Raw genomic sequence first — 10,911 nt, forward strand, 5'->3', positions numbered from 1 at the left:
ACCCCCGGGGGCGGGTTCCCCCGGCCCACGCCCGCGGCCGAGGCACACGCCCTCGATGAGGCCACCGCACCGGAGGCCGGGTGCCGCACCGGAGGCCGGGTGCCGCGCCGGACTCCGCCCCGGTGACCGGCGCGGTCGGGCGGTGCCCTATCCGCCCACCGGCACCCCGGCCTCCAGGTTCAGTACGGCGGAACGCTCGCGGGCCCGCAGGGCCCAGCGCAGCCGTTCGAAGCGGGTGGGCGGAAGCATCGAGGACGCCTCGTCCTCGGTGACGAACCGCCAGCCGCGCAGCTCGGCACCGGGCAGCAGCAGCCGGGTGGCCTCCGGGCCGCGAAGGACGCCCCCGTCGAACAGGAAGCGGAGACCGCCGTACCCGGGCGGCTCCGGTGCCTCCCAGTCGACCACCAGGAGCCTGGGCGCCGCGGCGAGGTGCAGCCCCAGTTCCTCGGTGACCTCCCGCATCCCGGCCTGTGCCGGGGCCTCCCCCGGCTCCACCACCCCACCGGGGAACTCCCAGCCGGGTTTGTAGGTGGGGTCGACGAGCAGGACACGGTCCCGCTCGTCGAAGAGGAGCACCCCGGCGGCGACGGTCTCCGCCCGCGGTGCGGGTGTCTGGACTATCCCGCACTCCCCGGCCTCGCCGGTGCGCAGGGCCTCGGCTATCCGGGCGGCCGTCGCCCGCGGCGTGAGCGTGCTGGTGTCGACGGTGTGGGCGTCCGCGGTGATCCAGTCCAGTGCCGCCCGGTAGTGCTCGATGTGCTCGTCCGCGCACCGGCGGGTGCGGAGGGTCCGTTCCGGGTCGTCCGCGCACTCCTCGCGCTGGGCCACCCGCTCGCGCAGGATCGTTTCCTCTGGTGCGAGCAGCACATGGCGCACCGGGATGCGCCGGGATGCGAGCCCGCCGAACATCTCGTCGCGGTACTCCTGCCGCAGCAGTGTCATCGGCACCACGAGCACGCCCGGCAACTCGGCGAGGAGAGCGGCGGCCGTGTCGACGACCAGGCGCCGCCAGATCGGGAGGTCCTGGAAGTCCGTGACCTCGGCGAGCTTCTTCTGGGGCAGCAGGTGGCGCAGTTCCCCGCCGATCAGTGCGGGGTCGTAGAAGGTGCTGTTCGGGATCAGGTCGATCAGTTCGTACGCGGCGCTCGTCTTGCCCGCACCGAACGCACCGTTGATCCAGACGATCACGGGTCCCCCTCTTCCGTAGCCTCCTGTGGCTTGCCCGCAACACCCCGCTGCGGAAACCCCACCGGGCCGACGCCGTTGTGCGCCCGGGCACCCCGACGGCCCCCGGCGGCGCCCAACTCTACGAGTCCGGGCGGCCGTCCGGCCGTGACGGGCAGGGGCACGACGTCGTTGAGCGGACAGTCACAGGAGCGACGAGGAGGTGTACGGTGCGCCGCACGGTACTCGAGCAGTTCCCCGCGGGAGGGCCGTGGGGCAGCAAGCCGGCGGAGGACTTCGCGGCGGCCCGGCGCGGCGAGGGCGTGGCCGCCGAGGTCGTCATGGACCTGGACCGCGACGCGTTTCTCGTGGTCGTACCACAGCAGCCGGCCGAGCGGGGCCGGGGAGGCCGTCGAGCGGGCTGAGCCGCCCGGACGGCCGCTCCCCGCCGGGACGGCGGAGCCGGGGAGGCCGCTCGACCGGGAGGCCGACCGCCGGAGCCCGGGGGTGGCCGAACCGGGAGACGGCCGGGCCGCCGTGCCGGGAGCGCGGCCGGCCCGCCACTACCGCGCGGCCACGGCCCGTGCGTCACCCGCGCCGCCGGAGCGGACCGCCGTGGCGGCGGCCGCCGCGCCCACCAGGCCGGCGTCGGTTCCCATCACGGCGGGCGCCACCGTCAGGTTCCGGACGAAGGACAGCGTGGCGTAGTCGCGCAGGGACCGCCGGAGCGGCGCGAACAGCACCTCGCCCGCTCCGGCCACTCCGCCGCCGATCACCGCGATGTCGATCTCGACGAGGGTGGCCGTGGCGGCGATTCCGGCCGCGAGCGCCCGGGCCGCCCGCTCGTACGACGCGATGGCGACCGGGTCTCCGGCGCGGGCGGCGGCGGCCACGGCCGCCGCGGTGGCATCTCCGTCGCGGCCCGGGAGCCAGCCGTTCTCCAGCGCCCGCCGGGCGATGTTGGGACCGCTGGCGAGGCGTTCGACGCAGCCGCGCGCCCCGCACGGGCAGAGATCACCCTCCAGGTCGACACAGATGTGGCCGATGTGCCCGGCGTTCCCCGACGGACCCGGGTGAAGCCTGCCGCCGAGGACGAGGCCGCCGCCGACACCGGTGGAGACGACCATGCACAGGGCATTGCCGTACCCGCGGGCGGCACCCAGCCAGTGCTCGGCCGCCGTCATGGCGACGCCGTCGCCGACCAGTACGACGGGAAGCCCGCCCGTGGTCGCGCGGACCCGCTCCACCAGCGGGAAGTCGCGCCACCCCGGGACGTTCACCGGGCTGACGGTGCCCGAGGAGGCGTCCACCGGCCCGGCGCTGCCGATGCCGACCCTGCCGGCCCGGTGCCACAACGGGGAGGCCATGAGCTCGGCCAGGACGTCGTTCACCGCGGCCATGACCGCCTCGCTGTCCTCGCGGGCGGGCGTCGGCCGCCGCGCCCGTACGAGGAGGGCCCCGCCACCGTCCACCAGCGCGCCGGCGATCTTGGTGCCGCCGATGTCGAGCGCGGCGACGAGGTCGGTATGCATCGGTGTCGTGTCTCCGGAGGGGTGAGGGCGCCAGACCTGCGGCTTCCGTCAATGGTCCGCACAGTCTCCACGGAGATGACAACGTTGTCCAGGGCCTATGCTCGACGCCACACCCTCCGTCCCCGAACCGCACCGCCGAATCCGCCCGCATCCGACGACAGGACAGCGCACCGTGGCCATGACCGCCCGTCATTCCGAGTCCCGCTACGGCAACAGGCCGACCATGAAGGATGTGGCCGCCCGTGCCGGAGTCGGCCTCAAGACGGTCTCCCGGGTGGTGAACGGCGAACCCGGCGTGACCCCCGACACCGAACGCCGCGTCCAGGAGGCGATCGACGCGCTGGGCTTCCGGCGCAACGACAGCGCCCGCGTACTGCGCAAGGGGCGTACCGCGTCGATCGGCCTCGTGCTGGAAGACCTCGCGGACCCCTTCTACGGCCCGCTGAGCCGGGCCGTGGAAGAGGTGGCCCGCGCCCACGGCGCGCTGCTGATCAACGGTTCGAGCGCCGAGGACCCCGAACGCGAGCAGGAGCTCGTGCTCGCCCTCTGCGCCCGCCGGGTGGACGGCCTCATCGTGATCCCCGCGGGCGACGACCACCGGTACCTCGAACCCGAGATAAAGGCGGGCGTCGCCACCGTGTTCGTCGACCGCCCCGCGGGGCGGGTCGACGCCGACATGGTCCTCTCGGACAGCTTCGGCGGCGCCCGCGAGGGCGTCGCCCACCTGGTGGCGCACGGCCACCGGAGGATCGGCTTCATCGGGGACCAGCCGCGCATCCACACCGCCAAGGAACGGCTGCGCGGCTACCACACCGCCCTCACGGACGCCGGGATCACCGTCGAGGACTCCTGGGTCTCGCTCGGCCCGACCGATCCCGCCCGCGTCCGGGAGGCGGCGGAGACCATGCTCCGGGGTCCCGAGCCGGTCACCGCGCTGTTCGCCGGCAACAACCGTGTGACGGTCACCGTCGTGCGTGTCCTCGCGGAGTGCGACCGCAGGATCGCCCTGGTCGGCTTCGACGACATCGAGCTGGCCGATCTGCTCGGCATCACCGTCGTCTCGCAGGACGCCGCCGCCGTCGGCCGCACGGCGGCGGAGCACCTGTTCCACCGCCTGGACGGGGCCGGCCACCCCACGGCCAGGGTGGTGCTCCCGACCCGGCTCATCGCGCGGGGTTCCGGAGAGCTGCCGCCGGCCGGGGCCTGAGGACCCCGGGTGGACCCCGGGGGTCCACCCGGGCCCGGTGCGGACGCGCACCGGGCCCGGCCCGTGCCTACGGGGCCGTCACGGTGAGTCCTCCGCGCCGGGGCGAGGCGAAGGCGTCCAGGTCCGTGCGGGTCAGCCCGGTCAGCTCCGCCACCTCCGCGGTGTCGAGGGCGCCGCAGTCGATGCCGCGCAGCAGGTAGCCGCTCAGCGCCTTGGCGGTGGCGGGCTCGTCCATGACGTCGCCGTCCGCCTTGGCCACGTAGGCGGCCAGACGGGACGCGGCAGCGCCCACGCCCTCGCGGTAGAAGGTGTAGACGGCGGCGTAGCGGGTGGGCAGGTGGCCCGGGTGCATGTCCCAGCCCTGGTAGTAGGCGCGCGCGAGGGCACGGCGGGTGAGCCCGTGGTGCAGGCGCCAGGCGTCGTGGACCTGGTGGGCGGGGCCCACGGGCAGCACGTTGGTGGAGCCGTCGCAGACCCGTACGCCCGTGCCCGCGGCGGCCACCTGCATGACGGCTTTTGCGTGGTCGGCGGCGGGATGGTCACTGGCCTGGTAGGCGGGGCTGACTCCGACACAGGCGCTGTAGTCGAAGGTGCCGTAGTGGAGGCCCGTCGCGCGGCCACGGGCGGCGTCGATCATGCGTGCCACGGCGGCGGTGCCGTCGGCCGCGAGGATGGACTGGCTCGTCTCGATCTGGATCTCGAAGCCGAGGCGCCCCTCCGGCAGTCCGTGCGCCTCCTCGAATGCCTCCAGCAACCGGACGAAGGCGGTGACCTGTTCGGGGTACGTCACCTTCGGCAGCGTCAGCACGAGCCCGTCGGGGAGACCGCCGGCCCGCATGAGGCCGGTGAGGAAGACGTCCGTGGTGCGAATGCCGCGGTCACGCACCGCGGCCTCCATGCACTTCATCCGGATGCCCATGTAGGGCGCGGCGCTTCCGTCTGCGTATGCCTGGGCGACGAGCCGGGCCGCCCGCGCGGCGGCCTCGTCCTCCTCGGCGTCCGGCCGCGGCCCGTAGCCGTCCTCGAAGTCGATGCGCAGGTCCTCCACGGGCTCGCGCTCCAGCTTGGCGCGCACGCGGTCGTACACGGGCCCCGCCAGCTCCTGGGGGATGCCGAGGATCCCGGCGAGCGCGGCGGCGTCCGGAGCGTGCTCGTCGAGGGCGCGCAGCGCGCGGTCGCCCCAGTCGCGGACGGTCGTGGCGGTGAAGGTGTCGGCGGGGACGTAGACGGTGTGGACCGGCTGACGGGTGCCGGGGTCTCCCGGGTAGCGGCGGGCGAGTTCCGCGTCCACTTCCGCGAGGGAGGCGCTGATCCGTTCGCCGACCGCACCGGCCAGGCTCGACGCCACCTTCTCCTGCTGACCCATGACCGCACCCTCCAGGTGTTCTACATTTCCGCTTCCCGGAATCAATCATCCGCATAGTGAAGTTATAAGTCTCCGGCTCACGCGTCAATGGTGAGCGGAAACGGCCCGGGGCCGCGCGGTGGGAACCACCACGCGGCCCCGGGCCGCCGTACGGGCACTGCCTGCCGGGATCAGCCCTTGCGGGCCTTGACCTCGTCCGTCAGCTGCGGGACGACCTGGAAGAGGTCGCCGACGACGCCGTAGTCGACGAGGTCGAAGATGGGCGCCTCGGCGTCCTTGTTGATCGCGACGATCGTCTTCGAGGTCTGCATACCGGCGCGGTGCTGGATCGCGCCCGAGATGCCGGAGGCGATGTACAGCTGCGGCGAGACCGACTTGCCGGTCTGGCCGACCTGGTTGGTGTGCGGGTACCAGCCGGCGTCGACGGCGGCGCGGGAGGCGCCGACCGCCGCACCGAGGGAGTCGGCGAGCGACTCGATGATCGCGAAGTTCTCCGTGCCGTTGACGCCGCGGCCCCCGGAGACGACGATCGCGGCCTCGGTCAGCTCCGGACGGCCGGTGGACTCACGCGGGGTGCGCGAGAGGACCTTCGTGCCGGTGGCCTGGTCGGAGAACGAGACGGCGAGGGCCTCGACGGCGCCCGCGGCCGGGGCGGCCTCCACGGCGGCCGAGTTCGGTTTGACCGTGATGACCGGGGTGCCCTTGGAGACGCGGGACTTGGTGGTGTACGAAGCGGCGAACGCGGACTGGGTCGCGACCGGGCCCTCGTCACCGGCCTCCAGGTCGACGGCGTCGGTGATGATCCCCGAGCCGATGCGGAGCGCGAGACGGGCCGCGACCTCCTTGGCCTCCGCGGAGGAGGGCAGCAGCACGGCGGCCGGCGACACGGCGTCGTAGGCGGCCTGGAGCGCGTCCACCTTGGGTACGACGAGGTAGTCGGCGAACTCCGGGGCGTCGGCGGTCAGGACCTTGACCGCGCCGTGCTCGGCGAGCGCGGCGGCGGTGTCGGCCGCCCCGTTGCCGAGGGCGACGGCGACGGGCTCGCCGATGCGGCGGGCGAGCGTCAGCAGCTCCAGGGTGGGCTTGCGGACGGCACCGTCCACGTGGTCGACATAGACGAGTACTTCAGCCATGGGACTTCAATCTCCTGCGTGCGAGGGAGGGCGGGCGGTGGAGGAGCGGCCGGGGCTCAGATGAACTTCTGGCCCACGAGGAACTCGGCCAGCTGCTTGCCGCCCTCGCCCTCGTCCTTGACGATCGTGCCCGCCGTGCGGGCCGGGCGCTCGGCCGCGGAGTCGACCGCGGTCCAGGAGCCGCCGAGACCGACCTCGTCCGCCTCGATCTCCAGGTCCTCGAGGTCCAGCGACTCGACCGGCTTCTTCTTGGCCGCCATGATGCCCTTGAAGGACGGGTAGCGGGCCTCGCCCGACTGGTCGGTCACCGAGACGACGGCCGGGAGGGATGCCTCGAGCTGCTCGCTCGCGGCGTCGCCGTCACGGCGGCCCTTGACCGTGCCGCCCTCGACGGAGACCTCGGACAGGAGCGTGACCTGCGGGACGCCGAGGCGCTCCGCGAGCAGTGCCGGGAGGACACCCATGGTGCCGTCCGTGGACGCCATACCGCAGATGACCAGGTCGTACCCGGTCTTCTCGACGGCCTTGGCCAGCACCAGGGAGGTACCGATGACGTCGGTGCCGTGCAGGTCGTCGTCCTCGACGTGGACGGCCTTGTCCGCGCCCATCGACAGCGCCTTGCGCAGCGCGTCCTTGGCGTCCTCCGGGCCCACCGTCAGCACGGTGATCTCAGCGTCGTCCGCCTCGTCGGCGATCTGCAGCGCCTGCTCGACCGCGTACTCGTCGAGCTCCGACAGCAGACCGTCGACGTCGTCACGGTCCAGCGTCAGGTCATCGGCGAAGTGCCGGTCGCCGGTGGCGTCGGGTACGTACTTCACACAGACAACGATCCTCAAGCTCACGCCGGCTCTCCTACTGCATCGTCATTTCTGGGCTGCCTTGTTGCACGCAGCATAGGCGCCTTATGGGGCGGTTTCCGGTCGGGGGGACCGGGGCTCCGAAGGAAATATTACTCGTCAGTACACCCAGTGTTATGCCCATAAGCAAGCGCTTGGAACTGTGACCTTGCCAACGCGGTCGGCCCTGCTCCGCCCGCCTGCCGTCAGTCTCGCAGAGCGGTGAACCCGCCCTGGTGGTAGACCAGGGGCCGGCCACCGCCCGAGGGGTCCCCGGCCTCGACCTCGGCGATCACGATCCGGTGGTCCCCGGCCGGGATCCGGGCCACCACCCGGCAGACCATCCAGGCCACTACCCCGCCGAGCACGGGCACCCCGCGGGGGCCGTCGCGCCAGTCGGTGGCCGGGCCGAACCGGTCGGTCCGCGTGCCGTCGCCACCGGGCGTACGGGAATGCGCAGGACGGTCCCGCAGGGGCAGCAGAGTTCGGGGTGCGGCCACTGGTCGCGCCGGCCGCAGGAGTGGCAGCGCACGCTGACCCAGTCGTCGTTCCAGGTGCGGTGCGTGATCGGTTCGGCCGGGGCGCCGCGCATCAGGGGCGGTGCGGTGGGGGAGCCGCACGGGCAGGGGTAGACCGGGGTGGTGAAGGCGTGGTCCCGGCGGCAGGCCGGGCAGCGCACCGGTACGGACTCCACGTGCTCCCCCTCCCGCGCCACCGCCGCGGCGACTGCGGCGTGTGTCCCCATCGTCCACCAGGAGCGACCGCCCGGCAGTCGATCGGTGTACTTCGTCCTCCCGCCCGCCTCCTCGTCCTCTCCTGGCCTCTCTTGACGGCCGTCCGGGCTCACCTTAGATTGTTCCGTATAGCAGAACAAAACTTCCGTAATACGGAATTGGTGCTCTCAGGTGGCGCGACAGAGCCCGAATCCACCACACGTCCGAGCAGGAGCACTCAATGCCTCGTATGACCGCTGCCCGAGCGGCAGTTGAGATCCTCAAGCGCGAAGGCGTCAGCAACGCGTTCGGTGTGCCGGGTGCGGCGATCAACCCGTTCTACGCGGCCCTCAAGGCCGCCGGCGGGGTGCACCACACCCTCGCCCGCCACGTCGAGGGCGCCTCCCACATGGCCGAGGGCTACACCCGCGCCGCCGCCGGCAACATCGGTGTCTGCATCGGCACGTCGGGGCCGGCCGGCACCGACATGATCACCGGTCTCTACAGCGCCATCGCCGACTCCGTGCCGATCCTCTGCATCACCGGCCAGGCGCCGACGGCCGTGCTCCACAAGGAGGACTTCCAGGCCGTCGACATCGCCTCCATCGCCGCACCGGTGACCAAGGCCGCGACGACCGTGCTGGAGGCGGCTCAGGTCCCGGGCGTCTTCCAGCAGGCCTTCCACCTGATGCGCACCGGCCGCCCCGGCCCCGTCCTCATCGACCTGCCGATCGACGTGCAGCTCACCGAGATCGAGTTCGACCCCGACCTGTACGAGCCGCTGCCGGTGCACAAGCCCGCGGCGACCCGCAGGCAGATCGAGCGGGCCGTCGAGATGCTCAACGCCTCCGAGCGGCCCCTCCTCGTCGCGGGCGGCGGCATCATCAACGCCGACGCCTCCGCGCTTCTCGTGGAGTTCGCCGAGCTGACCGGTGTCCCGGTCGTGCCGACGCTGATGGGCTGGGGCATCCTGCCCGACGACCACGAGCTGAACGCCGGCATGGTCGGCCTGCAGACCTCCCACCGCTACGGCAACGCGAACTTCCTGGAGTCCGACTTCGTCCTCGGCATCGGCAACCGCTGGGCCAACCGCCACACCGGCAGGCTGGACGTCTACACCGAGGGCCGCACCTTCGTCCACGTCGACATCGAGCCCACCCAGCTGGGCAAGATCTTCGCCCCCGACCTCGGGATCGCCTCCGACGCGAAGGCCGCCCTGGAGCTCTTCGTCGAGGTGGCGCGGGAGCTGAAGGCCGCGGGCGAGCTGAAGGACCGCTCGCGGTGGGCGGCGTCCACCCAGGAGCGCCGTGCCACCCTGCAGCGCCGCACGCACTTCGACAACGTGCCGCTGAAGCCCCAGCGGGTGTACGAGGAGATGAACCGGGCGTTCGGCCCGGAGACCCGCTACGTCACCACCATCGGCCTGTCCCAGATCGCCGGCGCGCAGATGCTGCACGTCTACCGGCCGCGCCACTGGATCAACTGCGGCCAGGCCGGACCGCTCGGCTGGACGATCCCCGCCGCGCTGGGCGTCGCCACGGCCGACCCGGAGGGCTCCGTCGTCGCCCTCTCCGGCGACTACGACTTCCAGTTCATGCTGGAGGAGCTCGCCGTCGGCGCGCAGCACCGCATCCCGTACGTCCACGTGCTGGTGAACAACTCCTACCTGGGGCTCATCCGGCAGGCGCAGCGCAACTTCGACATCGACTTCCAGGTCAACCTGGAGTTCGAGAACCTCAACTCGCCGGAGCTGGGCGTCTACGGCGTGGACCACGTCAAGGTCGTCGAGGGGCTGGGCTGCAAGGCGATCCGCGTCACCGAGCCCGACCAGCTGCTGCCGGCCTTCGAGGAGGCCAAGAAGCTGGCGGCCGAGTTCCGTGTGCCGGTGGTCGTCGAGGCGATCCTGGAGCGGGTCACCAACATCTCGATGAGCGGGTCCGACATCGCCTCGGTCAACGAGTTCGAGGACGTGGCCTCGGAGCCCGGCCACGCGCCGACGGCGATCCGCCCGTTGACGGTGTCCTGAACCGAGCGGCGCCGGCCTCCACGACCCGTGCGGTCGTGGGGGCCGCCGTCGTGTCCGGGGGCGGCCCGTCGCGCCGCCGCCCGGTCACGCGCACGCGCTGGGACACCGGCCGGCCACGCGCTACGGGCCGCCTGCCGCCCGGGGGCGCCTCGCGTGGTGTCCCAAGGCCCGTGCGGCGGCCCCGCACCACCGGCCGTGGCCGGATCGCACCCTACCCGCACGGACCGGGGGCCGCGGATCCTTGTCCCATGGGGGACACCGGGAGCACCTCACCCCGTCCGGACCGGTCCGGCGGCGACACCTTCCAGATGTTCTTCGAAGGCGCCACCGCGCCACGGCCGCCCGCTCCGCCCGAGTGCCCGGTCTGCGAGAAGCCGCAGGACCGGTACGCCACGGCGTACACCGGCCACTTCGTGCTGCTCGAACCCCGGGTCGTCGTCCCCGCCCACACCGTCCCCCCGCGGCGCCGGTGGATCGTCACCTCGACGGGGATCGCCGTGAACCTCTGGGACGCCGAGCCGCTCCCCGGCGCCACGTGCCGCATCCCGCACCGCATCGTCTGCCCCTGGCTCGAGCCGGAGGACCACTGGCCGTGGATCACGGCGCGCCGGCAGTACAACAGGCGGCGTGCGCAGCGCCTGTTCGACCTGCCGGAGGAGGGGGTGCCGGACACCGGGTGATCCGGCGGTCGTGGCCGGCGGGGGGACCGGGCAAGGGGCGACGCGCAGGGGTGACGTGGGTCCGTGAGGCGGAGGGCGGGCACGGAGGAGCCCGGCGGGGCGGAGACCGGCCGGATCCGACGGACCGGGCGCGCGACGACTCGGACGCGGAAGACCCGACGACACGGACGCGGAACAGGGGTGGGGGGGGGGGGGGCGGCGCCGGGGCCGCGCCCCCCGCCACCCCAGCCAGGTGGACGCCCGCCCCCGCCCCG

General features: G+C 73.0%; 9 protein-coding genes and 2 pseudogenes. 4 read left to right on the plus strand and 7 right to left on the minus strand.

The features are described from left to right. Positions 1–147 precede the first annotated feature (147 nt). Positions 148–1,188, minus strand: coding sequence for an NUDIX domain-containing protein (locus tag ABZ371_RS21930; protein WP_358682275.1), 1,041 nt, complete (start codon positions 1,186–1,188; stop codon positions 148–150). A 206-nt stretch (positions 1,189–1,394) separates the two neighbouring features. Between ABZ371_RS21930 and ABZ371_RS21935 the strand changes: the two genes are divergently transcribed. Further along, positions 1,395–1,589, plus strand: coding sequence for a hypothetical protein (locus ABZ371_RS21935; RefSeq protein ID WP_358682277.1), 195 nt, complete (start codon positions 1,395–1,397; stop codon positions 1,587–1,589). Between the two features lie 138 nt (positions 1,590–1,727). On the opposite strand, the gene ABZ371_RS21940 is transcribed toward ABZ371_RS21935, so the two are convergent. Next, the gene (locus ABZ371_RS21940) at positions 1,728–2,696 is read right to left on the minus strand and encodes an ROK family protein (protein WP_358682280.1); all 969 of its coding nucleotides are present in this window, start codon (positions 2,694–2,696) and stop codon (positions 1,728–1,730) included. Between the two features lie 172 nt (positions 2,697–2,868). On the opposite strand from ABZ371_RS21940, the gene ABZ371_RS21945 reads away from it, so the two are divergent. Continuing rightward, positions 2,869–3,903 carry a LacI family DNA-binding transcriptional regulator gene (locus ABZ371_RS21945; protein WP_358682283.1) on the plus strand — a complete coding sequence of 345 codons (1,035 nt, stop codon included), beginning with the start codon at positions 2,869–2,871 and terminating at the stop codon, positions 3,901–3,903. A 67-nt stretch (positions 3,904–3,970) separates the two neighbouring features. On the opposite strand, the gene ABZ371_RS21950 is transcribed toward ABZ371_RS21945, so the two are convergent. From ABZ371_RS21950 to ABZ371_RS21970, 5 genes and pseudogenes are all read right to left on the minus strand, one after another. Continuing rightward, the gene (locus ABZ371_RS21950) at positions 3,971–5,269 is read right to left on the minus strand and encodes an aldolase (protein WP_358682286.1); all 1,299 of its coding nucleotides are present in this window, start codon (positions 5,267–5,269) and stop codon (positions 3,971–3,973) included. Positions 5,270–5,439: 170 nt separating this feature from the next. Then, positions 5,440–6,402, minus strand: a complete 963-nt coding sequence (locus ABZ371_RS21955) for an electron transfer flavoprotein subunit alpha/FixB family protein (protein WP_358682289.1) — start codon at positions 6,400–6,402, stop codon at positions 5,440–5,442. Between the two features lie 56 nt (positions 6,403–6,458). After that, a complete protein-coding gene (locus tag ABZ371_RS21960; RefSeq protein WP_358682292.1) occupies positions 6,459–7,244 on the minus strand; it encodes an electron transfer flavoprotein subunit beta/FixA family protein in 786 nt (261 codons plus the stop codon). A gap of 200 nt (positions 7,245–7,444) precedes the next feature. Further along, positions 7,445–7,663: pseudogene (locus tag ABZ371_RS21965) on the minus strand (flavin reductase family protein); the annotation flags it as partial. Positions 7,664–7,665: 2 nt separating this feature from the next. Continuing rightward, a pseudogene (locus ABZ371_RS21970) lies at positions 7,666–7,932 on the minus strand (hypothetical protein); the annotation flags it as partial. A 260-nt stretch (positions 7,933–8,192) separates the two neighbouring features. On the opposite strand from ABZ371_RS21970, the gene gcl reads away from it, so the two are divergent. Further along, positions 8,193–9,977 carry a glyoxylate carboligase gene (gcl, locus tag ABZ371_RS21975; RefSeq protein ID WP_358682295.1) on the plus strand — a complete coding sequence of 595 codons (1,785 nt, stop codon included), beginning with the start codon at positions 8,193–8,195 and terminating at the stop codon, positions 9,975–9,977. A gap of 248 nt (positions 9,978–10,225) precedes the next feature. After that, positions 10,226–10,657 (plus strand): DUF6083 domain-containing protein, encoded by a 432-nt coding sequence (locus ABZ371_RS21980; RefSeq protein WP_358682298.1) that lies wholly within the window; start codon positions 10,226–10,228, stop codon positions 10,655–10,657. The last annotated feature ends 254 nt before the right edge of the window (positions 10,658–10,911 follow it).

The sequence above is a fragment of the Streptomyces sp. NPDC005899 genome (assembly GCF_040629645.1).
Taxonomy (GTDB): Bacteria; Actinomycetota; Actinomycetes; order Streptomycetales; family Streptomycetaceae; genus Streptomyces.

Bases quoted from the DNA above. Each gene is read 5' to 3' on its own strand.
- ABZ371_RS21940 (WP_358682280.1), bottom strand. From the start codon at position 2,696: ATGCATACCGACCTCGTCGCCGCGCTCGACATCGGCGGCACCAAGATC.
- ABZ371_RS21950 (WP_358682286.1), bottom strand. From the start codon at position 5,269: ATGGGTCAGCAGGAGAAGGTGGCGTCGAGCCTGGCCGGTGCGGTCGGC.
- ABZ371_RS21955 (WP_358682289.1), bottom strand. From the start codon at position 6,402: ATGGCTGAAGTACTCGTCTATGTCGACCACGTGGACGGTGCCGTCCGC.
- gcl (WP_358682295.1), top strand. From the start codon at position 8,193: ATGCCTCGTATGACCGCTGCCCGAGCGGCAGTTGAGATCCTCAAGCGC.
- ABZ371_RS21980 (WP_358682298.1), top strand. From the start codon at position 10,226: ATGGGGGACACCGGGAGCACCTCACCCCGTCCGGACCGGTCCGGCGGC.